We start from the raw sequence: 17413 nt of genomic DNA, 5'->3' as shown, positions 1-17413 counted from the left end.
GTCCACACCCACTACCGATCACGGTCCGGGGTGGATAAGCTACCGGCGGAGGAGGCCCCCGCCGCTCCTCCGTTCCCCCGGCCCCTCTCCCCCCCGACGGAAAACGCTGCATGGGACTGCGACGGACCCCCCGGCGCGCGGCCGACCCCGCGCGGCCGCGGCACCACCTCCTGGGCCGCGACGACCAAGGGCAGGCCAACATCCTGCTCATCTTCGGGCTGACCCTGGCCCTGCTGTCCCTCACCCTGCTCTTCGTACGGATCGGCGCAGCGGGCGACATGCGCTCGCGGACCCAGACCGCGGCGGACGCGGCGGCGCTGGCGGCGGCGAGTGCGCTTCAGGAGGCCGCCGCCGAGGAACTCCTGGCCGGCGACTACCCCATGCCCTGGTTCGACGAGGAGGTCGCCGAGGCGCGCGCCGCGGAGTACGCGCGCGCCAACGGGGCGGTGCTCACCGACATCCGCGCCAGCGACAACACCATGGGGCGCTCGGGCAACATCATCCGGGTGGAGGTGCGCGGGGCGGTCTGCCAGAGGGAGTTGGAGGCGGACGGTTCGCGGGCGTGGAACGACGTGGTCTGCGACGGCTCCGAGGAGGAGTCGGACACGACCGTGGGCAACGCCTCGGCGATCGCGATCGTGGAGCAGCCCTACGAGTGCTCGCGGACGGCCTTCGGGGTGGAGTGCGGCGGCCCCATCACCAGCCTGGACCAGGCCCGGGACCTGCTGGACGTCCACCTGATCGACCAGGAGGGCCAGTACAGGTTCGACCCCACCGTGGTCTACGCCGGAGGAGCCATCGTGAACTGCGCGTCGCTGGGCCAACTGCACCCCACCATGTGCGCGGTGCACCAGACGCTGCAGGAGGAGTTCGGCGGGTTCTACCTGACCGCCGGGGGCCAGCGCTACGAACCCGGCAGCGACCACCACGCGGGCATGGCGGTCGACTACATGATGGCCCCGCTCGGCGGCGCACCGACCCCCTCGATGGACGCCACGGCCGTCACGGTCATCGACTGGGTGATCCAGAACGCCTCTCAGCTCGGCGTCAAGGGGCTCATCTACGACCACCACATCTGGAACGCCTCCCGGGACCCCGTCGGGCCGTGGGAGGCGGTCAAGCGCTTCCACCAGGACACCGGGAACGCCACCCAGGACCACGTGGACCACATCCACCTGGCGGCGGGCCCCGGGCCCATGCTCTGACCCCGTTGTCCACAGGCCGCGGCCGGGCCTTGTCCGCCCCACGACCATCACACAACCTGGATACATGCCCGAAAGCGCTGACCGCACCCCCGAACGCGCCCTCCTGCCGCGTACACTGCGCCCCGTCCTCGCCCTGCTCTCTGCCGACGCCGTCGCCTGCGCCATCACCGCAGCGTACGTGTGGGGCGTGAACGCCCACCCGCGCGGGGAGCGGGTGGCCCGGTCGCTCCTGCACGCGGCCGTACCCCAGGGGGTCCGGGGGGCAGGCAGCCAGGCGGTGGCCCCCACCGGGAGTGCGTCACCGCCCCCGCCCGGACCGCCGCGGACCTGGCCGCCGGAGCACCTTCGGTGTTCGCGGCCACAGCACACCTGGACACGTTCCTCGCCCGGGGGCTGGTCACCCGGTCCGAACTCCGTGAGGCGGCGGAGCGCCCACGGCCCCGGCCGCGGTTCGACCGGCTGCTGGGAGAGCCCACCGGCCGGGGGTGGAACTGCTCAGCCGGGCACAGACGGCGGGTGGCGCGCGCCATCCGCTCCTACGCGAAGAACCCCCCGGTGCCGCTCTGACCCCGGCAGCGGGCGGGTCACCACCCCCGCCCCGGGTGGGAGGGCGGTACGTCCTACCTCCGTGCCACGATCGAACAGAGCGGCGAGCGGCCCCGCCGGACCCCGGGGAACCGTCCGACGCCTGAGCGGACCGACCGCCCTCCGAGCCCTCGGACCGCACCCGCGAACCGTAGAAACGAGGCCGTACCCGTGTCGATGTCGATACCGGACACCTCAGCCGAGGATGTCCCGGAACCGGAGCCGTCCCCGGGTGGACGGCTTCCGAACCCGTGGCTGTCTCTGACGGTGGCCCTGGCCTGCCTGGCGGTGGCCACGACCGGGTGGCTCGTCGCCACCCTGGCGGTCGAGGACACCCGCTCGGACGGTGACGCCTCCCCCGAGGACGCCGCCTCCTTCGTCACCGCCGCCGTGGAGCGGTTGGAGGACGCCTCGGCGTTCCAGGTCGCCTTCACGGTGCACGGGCCCTCGGCCGCGGAGGAGGGGCTCCCCGGTGAGGGGCCGGGGACGCTCCTGGGTGAGGGGGAGGCGGTCTACGACTCCGGCCGCGATCCGGTGTTCTCCTACGCCTACCGCGGAACCGACGGCCCGGAGGTGCAGCGGTATCAGATGCGTTCGGAGCAACTGCTGATGACGGTGGCCGGCTCCGGCCTGTCCGTCCTGGACGCCCCCACCAGAGCCGACCGCTACCTCGGCACCGCCGAGTTCGGGTCCGCCCAGCTTCGCGCGGTCCTGTCCACCTCCACCGACCTCGCGTTCGCCGGCGAACGCGAGGTGGGGCCCGCCCGGGGCGAGGGGGAGGCGGTGCGCGGCGCTTACCTGTTCACGGGGACCTTCACGGCGCTGCGGGGCGACCACGGGTCGGTGGCGGGCGGTGGTGAACTGGTGTTCGCGGAGGGGGCCGAGTTCGCGCTGTGGATCGGTGAGGAGGGATACCCGCTCAGGCTCTCGCTGCGGGCGAAGGACGGCGCCGGGGAGACCGTGGAGTACAGCGACGTTCGGTGAACGGCCGTCCGCCGGGACGGTCCGGACCCGGGCCGTGACCGCCCGGGGCGGTGCGGACCCGCGCAGGGTGGACGGCGGCTCCGGGAAACCGCGCAAGAACGGTCAAGCGCGGGTGGCGCCGGGCGCAGCAGACTGAGGACATGACCGGACGGGACCGCCTGCGCGAACTGCTCGACGCCGTGCTCGACGAGGACCACCGCACCCTGGCCGACATGGCGGGAGGCGCCCACACCTCACCGTTCCACTTCACCCGCACGCTCTCACGCGACACCGGTGAGGCCCCGGTGGCGATGCGCCGACGGGTGATGCTCGAACGGGCGGCCTGGCACCTCAAAGAGGGCGGCAGCGTCACCGACGCAGCGTGGGGCGCCGGGTACCGCTCCGTGGAGGGCTTCAGCCGCGCGTTCACCCGGGCGTTCGGCCGGCCTCCCAGCACGGTGGATCCGGGCTGCGGCCACTGGCTGCCCGCGCCCAACGGCATCCACTTCCACCCACCCGTGTCGCTGTGGTTCCACAGCGGGGAGCACTCCATGAACCCACTGACCGAGCAGATGGTCGAGCACGCGCTCGACGACACCCGTCACCTGATCGAGGCGGCGGGGGACCTCACCGACGGGGAGTTCCGCGCCTGTCGGCGTCCCGGACTCACCGTCCTGTCCTGGGAGGGCCGCGAGGAGTCGGTCCAGGCGGTCCTGGAGCGGCTGGTGAGCTCCGTGGAGGTGTGGCTGGCCTCGATCGAAGGCCGCGACCTGCCCGAACACGATCCGGAAGCCGGAACTGCGGCGCTCCTGGAGCGGCACGGGTCGGTGGCGCCACGATGGCTGGCGATGGTGCGCGACACCGAACGCCGCGGCGCGTGGAACGACCGCCTGATCGACGCCCTGTGCGACCCGCCCGAGAGTTTCGTCCTGAGCGGGGTCGTGGCCCATGTACTCACCTACTCGGCCCACCGCCGCCAACTGGTCCGGCAACTGTTGCGGGAGGCGGGACGGCCGGTCGACGACGGAGACCCCCTCCTGTGGCTGCGTGCGAGGCGCGGCGAGGAGGGTTCCGGGACGTGAACGCTGCGAGACACACGAAAGGCGGCACATGCTGATCTACTACACGGCGACCACGCTCGACGGGTTCATCGCCGACCCGGACGACTCCCTGGACTGGCTGCTGCGCCAGGAGGGCGAGCCGGACGAGGCCTTCGGCTTCGAGGCGTTCATGGCGCGCGTCGGCGCCGCGGTGATGGGCTCGACCACCTACGAGTGGATCCTCGCCCACGGGGCGGGCACCGACGAGCCGTGGCCGTACACCGTGCCGACGTGGGTGATGAGCAGCCGGGATCTGCCCCAGGTGGAAGGGGCCGACCTACGGTTCGCGTCGGGGGACGTGCGCCCGGTCCACGCGGCGATGCGTGAGGCGGCCGGGGACCGGGACCTGTGGCTGGTCGGCGGCGGCGGGCTCGCCGGGCGGTTCGCCGACGCCGGACTGCTGGACGAGGTGGTCGTCTCGGTGGCACCGGTGACGCTCGGTTCGGGGCGGCCGCTGCTGCCGCGCAGGCTCGATCTCGAACTGGTGGAGACGGCTCGGGGCGGCGCGTTCGTCAGTTCCCGATTCCGGGTGGCAGGTCCGCTGCAGGAGGACCGTCGGCAAGGCTAGAAGCCCGCCTTCCGGCCGTGGTGCCGTATCCCTGGACCCGGGGGGTGAAGGCACGCCGGGGGCCGGGGGTTCCCGGGCACCCCGGGCCGCTCGGCTCAGCCCCGGGTCCGGGCCCCGGCCTGTTCCTGGACGAGGTCGGGGACGCGGCCGGGGTCGTCCAGTTCGTAGGCGTAGGGCGGGTCGGGGACCTCGCCGCGCAGTTCGGGCTGGGCGGAGTCCACCAGCAGGTTGTCGCGGGTGAGCACGTTGCCGGGGGCCTCCTCCCCGGCGCCTCCGGAGACGGCCGAGAACAGGGTGCCCTGGAAGTAGTTGCCCTCGGCCAGGAGCCGGGCGTCGAGTGCCGAACTCATCCCGTACTCCCCGTTGCCGCGGAAGTAGTTGTTGAACACGTGCACGTGCGCGGCGCCCCGGGCACGCGGGTTCCGGGCCGAGGTGCCGTCGAAGTAGTTGTGGTGCAGGGTGACGCGCAGCGCACCGGGCTCCTCGTCGGCCCCGCCGATGTCCACCGCGGCCGCGGAGTCCCGGAAGCGGTTCCAGGACAGGGTGACGTGGTCGGCCCCGCCGGTGACGCTCACCAGCGCGTCGCCGCCTCCGCCGCTGAAGGTGGACCCGTCGATCCACACGTGGTGCGCCCCGCCGCGGATGGCCACGGCGCTGCCCCCTGTGTCTATGGCCAGGTCGGCGATGACGACGTCGGAAGCGCCGTCGACGACCAGTCGGCCGCCGGTGAGCGCGCCCCCCTCCGGGGAGCCCACGAGGGTCTTGTCCGAACCGACGGCCACGTCGCCGCCCAGGTCGATGGTGCCGCGAATCTCGACGGTGAGGGGACCTTCCCTGGTGAGCAGGGCGGTGAGCGTACCCGCGTCGGCGGCGGTGACGGTGTCCCCTCCGGAGCCGCCGTCGACGCCCGGGTACTTCCCACCGTCGGCCTCCAGGGGGTGGGCGGCCCAGCCCACGGCCTCCCAGGACCGCTCCCGCCCTCCGTCCCCGTCGTCCTCTTCGGCGGGTTCGTCCATCGGCGGGTCCGGTTCGGCGGCCGCGGTGACCGGCGGCTCCGTCTCCTCCTGGGCCGTTCCGTCGCTGGAGCAGGAGGCGAGGGCGGCGCACAGCAGCACCGTCACACAGGAGGCGGCGAGCGGGTGAAGTCTCATCGACGGCTTTCCAACGAACGCGGACCAGGGGTGGATGGATCGTCAGAAGAGTGTCATAACGGCCAGCGGAGCCCCAAACCGCAACCCCCGCCCACGAGGCCGCGCCCCATACCCCGCCACTAGCCCGAACCCGGGAAGTCCCACCCTGCCGCCGTGCGACATTCGCCTTGACGTAACCCAATCGTTACATAGACTCGGGAGTCACATGCGTCACTCGTGATCGCGGAAGCCTGGCACCGGATGCCGCCACAATCTCGCGGATTGCCCTCTTTTCGCAGTTCAGAGGGGGCTATCCTGGCCAAAGCCAGGTCACCCGGCTTCCAGGGGAGGTACCAAGCGTATGCTGAGCGCGACTGCGCCCTCCAGTGTCGTAGGGCACACCGTCCACCGGACATGACCACCCGTCACGGCCGCCCCCGGCCCCTCCCCGTTTCCCAGTCCGACAGGGTCCCCCGCGGCTCCGCCGGACCCGACGTTCCGCGCCCCGTGGCACCAGACCACTTCCCTCCCTGCCCCAGAGGGCGTGACCCGTGTGTCTCCTACCGCGCCGTGACCCGCCCCCGCGGGCATGGACGCCACGAGGGCATGGCACCACCGCCCGCCCGCCGCGAACACACGTCCAGGGAAGTCCACCATGTGTGACACCGCAGCCCCTCGCAGTCTCCTCAGTGCCCGGCACGCGCACGCGCCACCGCCGGGGGCCATCCCCGCACGGCCCGGCCGACGCCCAGCCCCGCTCCTCTCCCCCGAGTCCCGTCCGCCCCAACGACCGGCGAGTCCCATGGAAGAGCGCACCCAGCAGATCACCCAGACCGAGAGACCGGCCAGACGCCGCTTCCCGGGGCTGCCGAGCCAGATCGCGCACGCGCGCAGGTTCGTCGCCCGGCAACTGGCCGCCTCCCCGGAGCTCACCACCGCGACGCTGCTGACCAGTGAGCTGGCCACGAACGCCATCACGCACAGCGCGTCCGGGCAGGAGGCCGGAAAGTTCGAGGTGTACGTGCTCCAGGCCCCCGGATGGGCCCGGGTGGAGGTCCGCGACCTGGGCAACATGGCCGAGTCGCCGCAGCCCCAGCACCGCGCCCCCTACGACACCGAGGAGCACGGACGGGGTCTGGACCTGGTCGAGGCGCTCTCCAGCGCATGGGGGACCGAGCCCCGGCGCGACGCGATAGGGCGCAAGGTGTGGTTCGAGCTGGTGTGGGACTGCGGCGGCGACCCGCTCTGACGGTACGCCGCCGCACCGGTCCCGCGTCGCCGTCACTCCCCCGGCGGGGCCGGGTCCCGTGCGTCGTCGGCGGTGTCCGCCGTGTCGGCGCCACCACCGTCCCCGGTCAGCCGGAAGCGCTCGTAGAGTTCGCGTGCGTAGTCCTTGGCCTCCTGCGACGGCTCCCCGCCCAGTTCGTCTCGGACGAGGTCGTCGAGGCTCTTGTTCGGTTCTTCCATGAAACGAACCCTGCCTTCCGTGCCCGGAGAGCACAAATCGACGCCCCGTCGAACCGGTGAGACATCCCGTGCCACGGCCTCGTGAAACACCGGACGGCCAGCGGTGGGGGCGCCCCGCAACGCGCGCGGAGCGCCCCTTTCCAGTGTTCGCCCGTCAGCGTCCGACCGGCTCGCCCGAGTGCTCCTGCGACGCGGTCGAGGAGTCCCCGACGGCGTCCCCGCCCGTCCGCTGGGCGGCCCGGCGCTCCCGGCGCGCCGCACGCTTGGCCGCGCGGCGCTCCTTGCCGTGCTCCACCATCTGGTAGAGCACCGGCACCAGGATCAGCGTCAGCAGGGTGGACGAGATCAGACCGCCGATTACCACGATGGCGACCGGGCCGGAGATAAAGGCGCCTCCGCCGGCCAGCCCCGTCGCCAGCGGCACGAGGGCGGCGACGGTGCCCGCCGCCGTCATGAGGATCGGCCGCAGGCGGTGGCGTGCGCCCTCGACGATCGCCTCGCCGAGCGGCATGCCGTTGACCCGGTTCTGGTTGATCAGGTCCATCAGGACGATGGCGTTGGTGATCACGATGCCGATCAGCATGAGCATGCCGATGATGGCAGCCGCGCCGAGCGGGGTTCCGGTCAGCGCGAGCAGGGCCAGCGAACCGGTCGCCGCGAAGGGCACCGACACCAGCAGCAGGAGCGGCTGGACCAGGCTCTTGAACGTCGCCACCATGATCAGGTAGCAGATGACGACGGCGGCCAGCAGCGCCAGCCCGAGCTGGGCGAAGCCCTCGGTCTGGTCCTGACTGACCCCGCCTAGCGAGGCCTCGGCCCCGGCGGGCAGGTCCAGGTCCTCCAGTGCCAGGGCGATCGCGGTGCTCACCGCTCCGAGGTCGGAGGCGGTGGGGCTGGCGGACACGGTCACACTGGAGACGCCGTCGATCCGGTTGAGCTCGGGCGGCTGCACGACCTCCTCCACGTCGGCGACGGTGCCCAGCTCCACCTCCTGGCCGGTCGGGGTGGTCAGCGGCAGTTCACGCAGTTCGGCGAGTGTCTCGGGCGCGTCTCCGGGGAGGATGACCACGTCGCGGCGCACGTCGTCGATCGTGGCGTTGCCGACGCCCCGGCCGTTGAAGGCCGAGGCGACCATCTGGCCGACCATGGCCTCGCTCAGACCCCGCTCGGCGGCCTCCTCTGCGTCGACGCGGACCTCCAGGGACGCCTGGGAGGGGGCGACGCCGTTGACGACGTCGTCGGCGCCCTCGATGTCCAGCAGCGCCTCCTCGACCAGGTTCGCGGCCTCGACGAGCGCGTCGTGGTCATCGGCGGTCACCTGGACCTCGATGCCCGTTCCCAGACCGCCCGAGGCGTCGAGCCGGGGCTCGTTCTCGGTGTCCAGGTCGGCGAGGGCGTCCCGCAGCACGTCGCGGTTGCGCAGTTGGTCGGTGTCGGGGTCGGCGGTGACGGTGTAGCTGATCTGGTCGTTGCCCGGCATCAGCGGGTTGCCGCCGACGCTCACCTGGTAGCTGTCCACCCAGTCCAGGTCGGCGAGTACGGCTTCGACCTTGACGGCCTCGGCGTCGGCCACGTCGAGCGAGGTGCCGGGCTCCAGTTCCTGGACGACGGTGTAGGTGTTCTGCTCCGCCTGGCCGAGCCAGTCGGTCTCCATGGTGAAGTACAGGGCACCCGTGCCGACGGCGATGGCGGCGCTGGCCGCCAGGACGGTCGCGGTGGCGTTCTTGCGCTTGACGGTGATCCACCGGATGACCGGCACATAGACCCGCTGGAGCGGCGAGCGCAGCTCCCGCTCGCTCTCGGCGCGCTCGATCTCCTCTTGGGGGGTGTCGCCGACGTCCTTGGGCCGCATGAACCAGTAGCACAGGACCGGGGTGAGCGTCAGCGCGACGATGAGCGAGGCGCCCAGGGCGATCGAGCTGGTCACGGCGAAGGGCACGAAGATCTCGCCGACCATCCCGCCGACGAGGGCCACCGGCAGGAACACGGCGATGGTGGCCAGCGAGGAGGAGGCCACCGCGGTGGCGACCTCGCGGACGCCGTCCTTGACCGCCGCCATGCGCTCCTTGCCGTAGCCCATGTGGCGGCGGATGTTCTCCAGGACCACGATCGAGTCGTCGACCACTCGGCCGATGGAGATGGTGATGGCCGCCAGGGTCAGCATGTTGAGGGTGAACCCGAAGATCTGCATCCCTAGGAAGCAGGCCAGGACGGACACCGGGATGGACACGGCGATGACCAGGGTGGACCGCAGCGACATCAGGAAGACCAGGATGACCAGGACCGCGGCGACCAGACCGTAGACGCCGGACTGGAACATGTCCTCGATCGACTCGTTGATGAAGGGTGCCTGGTCGAAGACGGTGGTCAGCTCGGTGTCCTCGCCGAGCAGGTCGGCCTGGTCGTCCAGGACCGACATGACCCCGTCTGAGATGTCGACGGTGTTGCCGTCGGGGGTGGGCAGCACCATGAGCATGATGCTCGGCTCACCGTTGACCCGGGAGATGTCGGCGGCCTCCTGGGCGACCAGTTCCACCTCGGCCACCTCGGAGAGCTGGACCGGGGAGGGCGGGGGGCCGCCGGCGGCCGTCGCGGCGGAGACCGCGGCCTGGGAGGGCTGGATCCACACGTCCTCGACCTGTTCGAGGCTGGTGTACTGCTGCCCGGTGGTGACGCTGAGTTCGCGGCCGTCCTCCACGAGGGAGCCGCCGCGCATGAGCAGGCCGCTGGACTGGAGGGCCTGGGCGACGTCTTCGGAGGACAGGCCGGCCGAGGCCAGTTCGTCCTCGTCGAGGGAGATCTCGACCTGCTCCTCCTCGATGCCGATGAGCACGGCCGAGCGCACGCCCTCGACCGCCTCGATCTCGGGGATGAGCACGCTCTCGACGGTGTCGGCCGTCTCCTGGTCGTTGCCGTCGGTGCTCACCGCCAGGACCAGGGACGGCAGCAGGTTGGTGCCCACGGAGGAGACGGTGGTCTCCACTCCGTCAGGCAGGAAGGAGGACATCTCCTCGACGGCGACCTGGGTCTCGCGGACCAGTGCGGTCTGGTCCTGGCCGTAGTCGAACTGCGCCATGATCTGGGCGGTGCCGGTGCTGCTGGTGGAGGTGACGGAGGTGACGCCCTCGACGCCTTGGACGACCTGCTCCAGGGGCTGGGCGACCTGTCCCTCCACGACGCGCGGGGAGGCGCCCTCGTAGGTCGCCTGGACGGTGACCACGGGGAGGCTGAACTGCGGGAAGAGTTCGCGCTTGGCTCCGACCGCGGCGAGGGCCCCGAAGAGCAGCACCGCGAGGATGATGAGGAGGACGAGCGCACGGTTGCCGAGGGAGACGTTCGACAGGCGGTTCACGCGTGCCCCCCATCCGACGTCGGGGCGGAGGGCACGCGAAGGTGCGTGTCCGCGCCAGGGGTCCATAGGGCCGATCTGGACATAAGGGGTTCTCGCTCCTTGTTCACTGCCGGGTGGAGGTCTGCGGCATCCGGGACGCGCGATGCGCGGCGCACCGGCCACCGGGGTCGTGCGGTGGCGGGAGCGTCACGGGGATGCGGTGCCAGCCGTCCGCCGACGCGCCGGTCCTCACTTGCGGGTATCGGAACCGTGCGGGCGCTGTTGTCAGCGTACGTCGCGTTATATCGGAAGCCGTGCCCCGGTGGCCCGCTTCAGGGAACTTTCAGGGAGAGGTCAACCTTCTGTCAGGGTCGTCCCCGACCAAAGTCGCACGCCCCGGGTGACGATGGAACGCCCCGCGCTGACGTGGTGTTTCCCACGATCAGCGGAGCCGGGGCGCGGGCACGCCTCCAGGGAGCGGCCGCGTGTGAGACTCCCCACGGAGGCGGCGACGGGGCTCAGGCGAGGGTACCGCGCCGTTCCCCGGAGGACGCGTGCGGCTGGGCCGTACCCCACACCACGCGCAGGAGGTCCTCCAGCGCGTGGGCGAGGGAGGCGTCGACGAGTTCGTAGCTGACCTGCCGTCCGTGCGCGTGTGTACGGACCAGTCCGCAGTCCCGCAGGCAGGCCAGGTGGTTGGAGACGTTCTGCCGGGTGAGTCCGAGCTGGTCGGCGAGGGCGGCGGGGTAGTTCGGACCATCCAGGAGGGCGAGCAGGAGGCGGGAGCGGGTGGGGTCGGACAGGGCGCGCCCGAGGCGCTGGACGGCGGTGAGGCGCTGCTCGGAGGTCAACATGAAAATCATTGTACATAGTTTGCTGTATAAACAGCCCTGACTGTATAAACAGTGGAGGCTGAACCACCGCGATCGAAGGAGGCGGGCGATGGGCACCGGACACGGCCACACGCACGGCGCGGCCACCGCGGGGACCGCGCACCGAAAGCACCTGGCCATCGCCCTGGGGCTGATGCTCACCGTCGCCGCCGTCCAAGTGGTGGGCGCCGTGTTCAGCGGAAGCCTCGCTCTGCTCGCCGACGCCGGACACACCGCCACCGACTCCTTCGGCGTGGGACTCGCCCTGGCCGCCGTGTGGATCGCCGCCCGGCCCGCCACCGACCAACGCACGTTCGGGTTCCAGCGGGCGGAGATCCTGGCCGCCGCCGTCAACGCGCTCGCGCTCTTCGTCCTGTGCGGGTTCATCGTGCTCGAAGCGGTCGAGCGGCTGCGCTCCCCCGCCGAGGTGTCCGGCGCCGGCGTGGTGGCCGTCGCCGCCGTCGGCCTGGTCGCCAACGTCATCGCACTGCTGGTCCTGCGTGCGGGCGCCGAGGAGAGCATCAACGTCAAGGGCGCCTACACGGAGGTACTGGGCGACGCTCTCGCCTCCGTCGGCGTCATCGTGGGCGGCGCCGTGCTGTGGCTGACCGACTGGTCGCGCATCGACACCCTCGTCTCCCTGGCCATCGCCGCGATCATCGTCCCCCGCGCCTGGTCCCTGCTGCGCGAGGCCGTGCACATCCTGCTGGAGGCCGCCCCGCGCGGGATGGACCTGGGCGAGGTCCGCGAGCACCTCCTGCGCCACCGGGCCGTGATCGACGTCCACGACCTGCACGCCTGGACCATCACCTCCGGCCTGCCCGTACTCTCCGCGCACGTCGTGGTGGATCCCGAGCACCTGCACGACACCGGGCGGATGCTGGACGAACTCCACGAGTGCCTGGCCGGGCACTTCGACGTGGAGCACTGCACCCTGCAACTGGAACCCCCCGGCCACGCCGACCACGAGGGCGCCGACCACGCCTGAGGGCCGGTCCGGCGTGCGGTGGAGCGGGCAATGACGTACGCGGTCCGCGGCGGATGGCAGAATCGTTCGGGTCCGAAGACAGCCTCACCCGGAACTCGGTGGAACGTCGATCATGCAGTCGCTCACCGCGAGGGCGCGGGCCCGCGCCGCGCGGACGGCCGACAGGGTGCGGCGCTCCGCGGCCCGCCGCCTGGGCCGCGTCCCCTTCCTCCGGCGCTGGGCGCCGCGCAGATCCATGCACAGGCGCAACGCGTGGGAGAAGCCCGCGCGCGCCTTCCTCCTCATGTTCCTCGTCACCGACCTGCTCGGCGCCGCGCTGCTGATGACGCCCGCGGCCTCGACGGGGGACGAGGGGCTGACCGCCGTCCAGGCGCTGTTCACCGCGACGACCTCGCTCGCCGTCTGCGGGCTGAGCGTCATCTCGATCGGCGGCGACCTGACGGTGTTCGGCCAACTGGTGGTCGCCGCGCTGATCCAGGTCGGCGGCATCGGCATCATGACCCTGGCCTCCCTGCTCGGCTCGGCCCTGGTGCACCGGTTCAGCCTGCGCATGCAGCTCAACGTCCAGGCGGAGAACCGCGCCCCGGCCGTCGGCGAGGTCAGCGGGATCGTGAGCCGGGTGGCGATCACCTGTCTGGTGATCGAGGGCGCGGTGTTCGCCGTCATCACCCCGGTCATGTGGTTGGGCCACGGCATGGGCCTCGGTGAGGCGCTGTACTCGGGGTTCTTCCACTCGGTGTCGGCGTTCAACAACGCGGGCCTGTCGCTGTACGACGACAGCCTGACTCGCTTCTCCGGGGACCCGGTCATCCTCGGCACCGTCGCGGCGGCGGTCGTGCTCGGCGGCATCGGCTTCCCCGTCCTCATCGAGATGCGCCGGGCCTGGCGCACCCCCCGCCTGTGGAGCCTGCACGCCCACCTCACCATCGTCCCGAGCGCCGCGCTCTTCGCGGTGACCATCGTGCTGGTCGTCGCGATGGAGTGGCACAACCCCGACACCCTGGGCGGGCTGCACTGGTGGGCCAAGCTCACCGACGGGGCCTTCCACGGGGTGATGCCGCGCAGCGGAGGGTTCAACGTGACCGACACCGGTGCGATGAACGACTCCACCCTGCTGCTCACGATCATGATGATGTTCGTGGGCAACGGCAGCGCCGGGACGGCCGGGGGCATCAAGGTGGCCACCCTGGCGGTGCTCTTCCTGGTCCTGTGGTCGGAGGTGCGGGCCCACGACCGGGTGCACGTCGCCGGCCGCCGCCTGCCGCCCGACGTCGTCCGCCAGGCCGTCAGCCTGACCTTCCTGTCGATGACCGCGGTCGCGGTCACGACCGTCTTCCTGCTGCACACCACCCCCTTCACGTTCATGCAGACCCTGTTCGAGGTGGTCTCGGCGGTCGGCGTGGTGGGGCTCTCCACGGGTATCACTCCGGAACTGGCCCCCTGGGCACAGGTGCTGATGGTCGTGCTGATGATCGCCGGACGCATCGGCCCCGTCACGTTCGTCACGGCGATCGCCTTCCGTGAGCGCCGACGCCGCTACGACCTCGCCGAGGCCCGGCCCATGATCGGCTGAGGTCCACCGCACTCCCGTCCACGAAGGAAGATCCCCGTTGCCGCACGCCAAGAAGGAATCCGACAAGCGCATCCTCATCATCGGGCTGGGCCGGTTCGGCAGCTCGATGGCCCTGGAGCTGATCAGCCACGGCTGGGAGGTGCTGGGGATGGACTCCAGCCCCCGGCTGGTCCAGACGTTCGCCGACGCCCTGACGCACACCGTGATCGCGGACGCCACCGACGACGAGGCGCTCAGACAGATCGGCGCCGCGCAGTTCACGCACGCCGTGGTCGCCATCGGTTCGCACCTGGAGGAGAGCATCCTCGCCACGTCGCAACTGGTCGACCTGGGGGTGCCCGACATCTGGGCCAAGGCGATCAGCCGCCGCCACGGGCGCATCCTCGAACAGGTGGGGGCCCACCACGTGGTCCTGCCCGAGCACGACATGGGTGAGCGCGTCGCCCACCTGGTGTCGGGGCGCATGCTCGACTACGTGGAGCTGGAGGAGGGGTTCTCCCTGGGCAAGACCAAGGCCCCCAGGGAGCTCATCGGCATCCCGCTGGCCGAGACCAAGGTACGCCAGAAGTACGGGATCACGGTCGTCTCGGTCAAGCACCGCGGCAAGGCGTTCACGTACGCCAGCCAGGAGACCGTCCTGAGCAAGGGCGACGTGATCGTGGTTGCGGGACGCACCGAGGACGTGGAGCGCTTCGCCGAATCGCACTGAGCGCGGCGGCGCCGGGACGCGCCAGGTGACGACCCTCTCTTTACCGACAAATTGACAATCATTTTCATTTTCACGCATGATGGACCCATGCGAACAGGGACCACTGTGCGGGCCGCAGCCGTCGGCGCCGCGACACTCATGATGATCACGGCCTGCGGGGACGGCGGCGGAGCGGACGGCGCCGGGCCGGACGCCGAGCTGAGCCTGGTTACCGGGGTCTACCCGCTGGAGTGGCTGGCGGGACAGGTGGGCGGTGACCGGGTCACGGTCACCCAGCTCACCGAGCCCGGCGCCGAGCCCCACGACCTCGAACTGACCGGCCGCCAGTTGGGCGAGGTCACCGACGCCGACCTGGCCTTCTACGTCTCGGGCCTCCAGCCGGCCGTAGACGAGGCCGTCGAGCAGCAGGCCCCGGACACGGCGCTGGACGTGGCCGACGTCGTCGAACTCCACCCGGTGGCCGAGGGTGGCGGGCACGACCACTCGGAGGAGGAGCACTCCGACGAAGAGCACGCCGAGGAGGGCCACGACCACTCGGAAGAGGGCCACGACCACGCCGAGGACGGACACTCCGAGGAAGAGGGCCACACCGAGGAGGAGCACGGGCACTCCGACGAAGAGCACACCGAGGAGAGTCACTCCGACGAAGCCCGCGAGGAAGGCCACGCCGAGGAGGAGGGCGACGGCCACGACCACGGCGAGTTCGACCCGCACTTCTGGCTGGACGTGGACCTGATGGCGGAGACCGCCCACGCCCTCGCCGACCGGATGGCCGAGATCGACCCGGAGGGCGCCGCGACCTACACCGACAACGCCGAGGCCGTGGCGGCCGAGCTGGCGGCGATCGGCCAGGAGTACGACGAGGGGCTGGCCTCCTGCACGCACCGCGAGGTCGTGGTCGGACACACCGCGTTCTCCTACCTCACCGAGGCCTACGGCCTGGAGCAGATCGGCGTCAGCGGGATCGACCCCGACACCGACCCCTCCCCCTCGCAGATCGCGGCGATCGCCGACACCGTCGAGGAGCTGGGCATCGGGACGGTGTTCACCGAGCCCCTGATGCCGCCCGAGACCGCCGAGACCATCGCCGCCGAGAGCGGGGCCGAGGTCGCCGTACTCGACCCGCTGGAGGGTGTGACCGAGGACTCCCCCGGCGACGACTACCCCTCGATCATGCGGGGCAACCTGGAGGCGCTGACCACCGCCCTGGAGTGCTCCTGATCCATACGTTCCACGAGGCCCCCTGCCACCGCGCCCCCTGCGGTGGCAGGGGGCCTTTCCCTCTACCGGCGCTCCGGGAACCGGGGTCCCCAAAAGTGGAATTTCCGCAGCCAAAAGCCTTCTTGTCGGATGATTTCCCACCGCTCGGAAAACGAGTCGGCTCCACCAGGGTCACGTGGTGCTTACAAGACTCCGAAGCTCAAGACAAGTGTCCTTGGTCACGCTATTCTTATGCATGTGACAGTGCCGATGCACTGCCAAATGCACATGCATTTGGAAGTGCATCGGTGCGTCGCTCCCCCATACGACACAAAGGAGCGCAGTTCATCATGACCGCACGCAACGGGATCACCGCGACCGAGCTCACCGGCGCGGCCTGGCAGAAGGCCAAGCGCAGCAACTCACAGGGCGCCTGCGTGGAGATGGCCCGGCTCACCGACGGCTCGATCGCCGTCCGCAACTCCCGGTTCCCGTCCGGGCCGGCCCTGGTCTACACGCAGGAAGAGATCGATTGCCTCATCCTCGGCGCCAAGGACGGCGACTTCGACAACCTGTTGAGCTGAACCCGCCGACGGCGATAGCAGCACGGACCCCGGAGGCAACGGTGGCCGCCAGCGCCCTCCTCGGCGCGACCGTCGCCCTCTCCGCCCCGGGCGCACCACCGGGGGCCCCGTCGACGGGGCCCCCGGCAGCAACCGAAGCCGGAACCCTGGTGCCGCGGGCCGGGGTGCGGGGCCCGCATCGGGGGAGGGGTGCGGAGCGCTCCCGGCCGTCTCAGGCCTTCTCGAAGTCCTCCAGGACCTGGTGGAGCATCTCCAGCGTCTCGTCCGGTGTGTAGGCCACCACGCTCAGCCGCGTCATCGCCTTGGTGTAGGCCTCCACCACGTTGCGGCGGTCCACGATCTCACCGTCGGTGAGCTGTTCCAGGTAGAGCAGGTCGGCCAGCTCGAACTCGGAGTAGCGCAGCAGTGTGAACGACCCGGCCTCGGCCGCGTGGGCACCGACCTCGAAGGGGACGATCTGGAGGGTGATGTTCGTGTAGTCCCGGCAGAACTCGATCAGGCGGCGGATCTGGCCGCACATGATCTCCTTGCCGCGCGGCTTGCCGCCGATCGGCCTGCGGACCGCGGACTCGTCGAGGATGACCCACATCCGCATGTCCTGGTCGGTCTCCAACCGCTGCTGTCTTCGCAGCCTGGCCTCGATCCGCTGCTCGGTGACCATGTCGGTCTCCACACCGCCGGAGATGATCTCGCGCGCGTACTCCTCGGTCTGGAGCAGACCGGGCACGAACTGGGACTCGTAGATGCGGATGTGGTCGGCGGCCTCCTCGAATCCGACGTAGCGGACAAACCACTTGTGGAGGGAGTCGCCGTACTCTTTCCACCAGCCCGACTTGTTGGATTCGCGGGCCACGTCGACGAATTCCTTGACCACCTGCCGGTCGGTGATCCCGTACATCTTGAGCAGGTCCTCGATATCGCGGATCTTGAAACCAACCCGGCCGAGTTCCATCCGGCTGATCTTCGACGCGGACGCGCGAATCCTGTTCCCCGCGTCCTCACGCGAGATACCGCGCTGTTCGCGATGCTTGCGCAACTCGTGCCCGAGGAGCATGCGACGCACGGTGGGGCCACTCCCCTTGCGCAGTCGAGCGATATCCACCTTCGCCGCCTCTCTGTCACATTCCCCGGACAAGGG

At 70.8% G+C, this 17413-nt stretch carries 16 protein-coding genes; 11 read left to right on the top strand and 5 right to left on the bottom strand.

Translation table 11 applies throughout. From position 1 onward, the window contains the following. The first annotated feature begins 110 nt into the window (after nucleotides 1-110). The 5 genes from ACFHWE_RS14610 (at nucleotide 111) to ACFHWE_RS14590 (ending at nucleotide 4421) form a co-directional block, all read left to right on the top strand. A complete protein-coding gene (locus tag ACFHWE_RS14610) occupies nucleotides 111-1205 on the top strand; it encodes a pilus assembly protein TadG-related protein (RefSeq protein WP_416602068.1) in 1095 nt (364 codons plus the stop codon). Nucleotides 1206-1553: 348 nt separating this feature from the next. Next, nucleotides 1554-1772, top strand: a complete 219-nt coding sequence (locus ACFHWE_RS14605; protein WP_416602066.1) for a hypothetical protein — start codon at nucleotides 1554-1556, stop codon at nucleotides 1770-1772. A 285-nt stretch (nucleotides 1773-2057) separates the two neighbouring features. Then, nucleotides 2058-2774, top strand: coding sequence for a hypothetical protein (locus tag ACFHWE_RS14600; RefSeq protein ID WP_416602064.1), 717 nt, complete (start codon nucleotides 2058-2060; stop codon nucleotides 2772-2774). 140 nt (nucleotides 2775-2914) lie between these two features. Then, nucleotides 2915-3835: a helix-turn-helix transcriptional regulator gene (locus ACFHWE_RS14595; protein ID WP_416602062.1), complete on the top strand. Its 921-nt coding sequence runs from the start codon at nucleotides 2915-2917 to the stop codon at nucleotides 3833-3835. A gap of 28 nt (nucleotides 3836-3863) precedes the next feature. Then, the gene (locus tag ACFHWE_RS14590) at nucleotides 3864-4421 is read left to right on the top strand and encodes a dihydrofolate reductase family protein (protein ID WP_416602060.1); all 558 of its coding nucleotides are present in this window, start codon (nucleotides 3864-3866) and stop codon (nucleotides 4419-4421) included. 95 nt (nucleotides 4422-4516) lie between these two features. Here ACFHWE_RS14590 and ACFHWE_RS14585 read toward each other — a convergent pair whose 3' ends face one another. After that, nucleotides 4517-5572 (bottom strand): pectate lyase family protein, encoded by a 1056-nt coding sequence (locus ACFHWE_RS14585; RefSeq protein ID WP_416602058.1) that lies wholly within the window; start codon nucleotides 5570-5572, stop codon nucleotides 4517-4519. A gap of 781 nt (nucleotides 5573-6353) precedes the next feature. Here ACFHWE_RS14585 and ACFHWE_RS14580 point away from each other — a divergent pair. Beyond that, entirely contained in the window at nucleotides 6354-6800 is a 447-nt protein-coding gene (locus ACFHWE_RS14580) for an ATP-binding protein (RefSeq protein WP_416602056.1), read from the top strand. Between the two features lie 32 nt (nucleotides 6801-6832). Here the strand turns inward: ACFHWE_RS14580 and ACFHWE_RS14575 are convergent, their stop codons facing one another. From ACFHWE_RS14575 to cmtR, 3 genes are all read right to left on the bottom strand, one after another. Then, nucleotides 6833-7018 (bottom strand): hypothetical protein, encoded by a 186-nt coding sequence (locus tag ACFHWE_RS14575; RefSeq protein WP_028647476.1) that lies wholly within the window; start codon nucleotides 7016-7018, stop codon nucleotides 6833-6835. Nucleotides 7019-7172: 154 nt separating this feature from the next. Then, entirely contained in the window at nucleotides 7173-10370 is a 3198-nt protein-coding gene (locus tag ACFHWE_RS14570; protein ID WP_416602054.1) for an efflux RND transporter permease subunit, read from the bottom strand. A gap of 497 nt (nucleotides 10371-10867) precedes the next feature. Beyond that, on the bottom strand, nucleotides 10868-11203 hold the full coding sequence (gene cmtR / locus ACFHWE_RS14565) for a Cd(II)/Pb(II)-sensing metalloregulatory transcriptional regulator CmtR (protein WP_416602051.1): 336 nt from the start codon (nucleotides 11201-11203) through the stop codon (nucleotides 10868-10870). Between the two features lie 88 nt (nucleotides 11204-11291). Here cmtR and ACFHWE_RS14560 point away from each other — a divergent pair, with 88 nt between their 5' ends. The 5 genes from ACFHWE_RS14560 to ACFHWE_RS14540 all read left to right on the top strand — a co-directional run bounded on the left by ACFHWE_RS14560 (nucleotide 11292) and on the right by ACFHWE_RS14540 (nucleotide 16275). Further along, nucleotides 11292-12209, top strand: coding sequence for a cation diffusion facilitator family transporter (locus ACFHWE_RS14560; protein WP_416602050.1), 918 nt, complete (start codon nucleotides 11292-11294; stop codon nucleotides 12207-12209). Between the two features lie 235 nt (nucleotides 12210-12444). Then, nucleotides 12445-13782: a TrkH family potassium uptake protein gene (locus ACFHWE_RS14555; protein ID WP_416602167.1), complete on the top strand. Its 1338-nt coding sequence runs from the start codon at nucleotides 12445-12447 to the stop codon at nucleotides 13780-13782. A gap of 37 nt (nucleotides 13783-13819) precedes the next feature. Further along, nucleotides 13820-14491, top strand: a complete 672-nt coding sequence (locus ACFHWE_RS14550; RefSeq protein ID WP_416602047.1) for a potassium channel family protein — start codon at nucleotides 13820-13822, stop codon at nucleotides 14489-14491. Between the two features lie 87 nt (nucleotides 14492-14578). Beyond that, on the top strand, nucleotides 14579-15712 hold the full coding sequence (locus tag ACFHWE_RS14545; RefSeq protein WP_416602043.1) for a metal ABC transporter substrate-binding protein: 1134 nt from the start codon (nucleotides 14579-14581) through the stop codon (nucleotides 15710-15712). A 329-nt stretch (nucleotides 15713-16041) separates the two neighbouring features. Continuing rightward, nucleotides 16042-16275 (top strand): DUF397 domain-containing protein, encoded by a 234-nt coding sequence (locus ACFHWE_RS14540; protein ID WP_416602041.1) that lies wholly within the window; start codon nucleotides 16042-16044, stop codon nucleotides 16273-16275. A gap of 211 nt (nucleotides 16276-16486) precedes the next feature. Here the strand turns inward: ACFHWE_RS14540 and ACFHWE_RS14535 are convergent, their stop codons facing one another. After that, nucleotides 16487-17329, bottom strand: coding sequence for a helix-turn-helix domain-containing protein (locus tag ACFHWE_RS14535; RefSeq protein WP_028647484.1), 843 nt, complete (start codon nucleotides 17327-17329; stop codon nucleotides 16487-16489). Nucleotides 17330-17413 lie beyond the last annotated feature (84 nt).

The organism is Nocardiopsis sp. LOL_012 (assembly GCF_048060475.1).
In the GTDB taxonomy this organism is placed as follows: domain Bacteria; phylum Actinomycetota; class Actinomycetes; order Streptosporangiales; family Streptosporangiaceae; genus Nocardiopsis.
Note: the sequence above shows the minus strand (reverse complement) of the source record. Positions and strands in the feature narration are given on the sequence as shown.

What these genes read in the sequence shown, in the direction of transcription:
- ACFHWE_RS14610 (WP_416602068.1), top strand. Translation starts at nt 111, where the DNA reads ATGGGACTGCGACGGACCCCCCGGCGCGCGGCCGACCCCGCGCGGCCG.
- ACFHWE_RS14595 (WP_416602062.1), top strand. Translation starts at nt 2,915, where the DNA reads ATGACCGGACGGGACCGCCTGCGCGAACTGCTCGACGCCGTGCTCGAC.
- ACFHWE_RS14590 (WP_416602060.1), top strand. Translation starts at nt 3,864, where the DNA reads ATGCTGATCTACTACACGGCGACCACGCTCGACGGGTTCATCGCCGAC.
- ACFHWE_RS14585 (WP_416602058.1), bottom strand. Translation starts at nt 5,572, where the DNA reads ATGAGACTTCACCCGCTCGCCGCCTCCTGTGTGACGGTGCTGCTGTGC.
- ACFHWE_RS14580 (WP_416602056.1), top strand. Translation starts at nt 6,354, where the DNA reads ATGGAAGAGCGCACCCAGCAGATCACCCAGACCGAGAGACCGGCCAGA.
- ACFHWE_RS14575 (WP_028647476.1), bottom strand. Translation starts at nt 7,018, where the DNA reads ATGGAAGAACCGAACAAGAGCCTCGACGACCTCGTCCGAGACGAACTG.
- cmtR (WP_416602051.1), bottom strand. Translation starts at nt 11,203, where the DNA reads ATGTTGACCTCCGAGCAGCGCCTCACCGCCGTCCAGCGCCTCGGGCGC.
- ACFHWE_RS14560 (WP_416602050.1), top strand. Translation starts at nt 11,292, where the DNA reads ATGGGCACCGGACACGGCCACACGCACGGCGCGGCCACCGCGGGGACC.
- ACFHWE_RS14555 (WP_416602167.1), top strand. Translation starts at nt 12,445, where the DNA reads ATGCACAGGCGCAACGCGTGGGAGAAGCCCGCGCGCGCCTTCCTCCTC.
- ACFHWE_RS14545 (WP_416602043.1), top strand. Translation starts at nt 14,579, where the DNA reads ATGCGAACAGGGACCACTGTGCGGGCCGCAGCCGTCGGCGCCGCGACA.
- ACFHWE_RS14540 (WP_416602041.1), top strand. Translation starts at nt 16,042, where the DNA reads ATGACCGCACGCAACGGGATCACCGCGACCGAGCTCACCGGCGCGGCC.
- ACFHWE_RS14535 (WP_028647484.1), bottom strand. Translation starts at nt 17,329, where the DNA reads ATGCTCCTCGGGCACGAGTTGCGCAAGCATCGCGAACAGCGCGGTATC.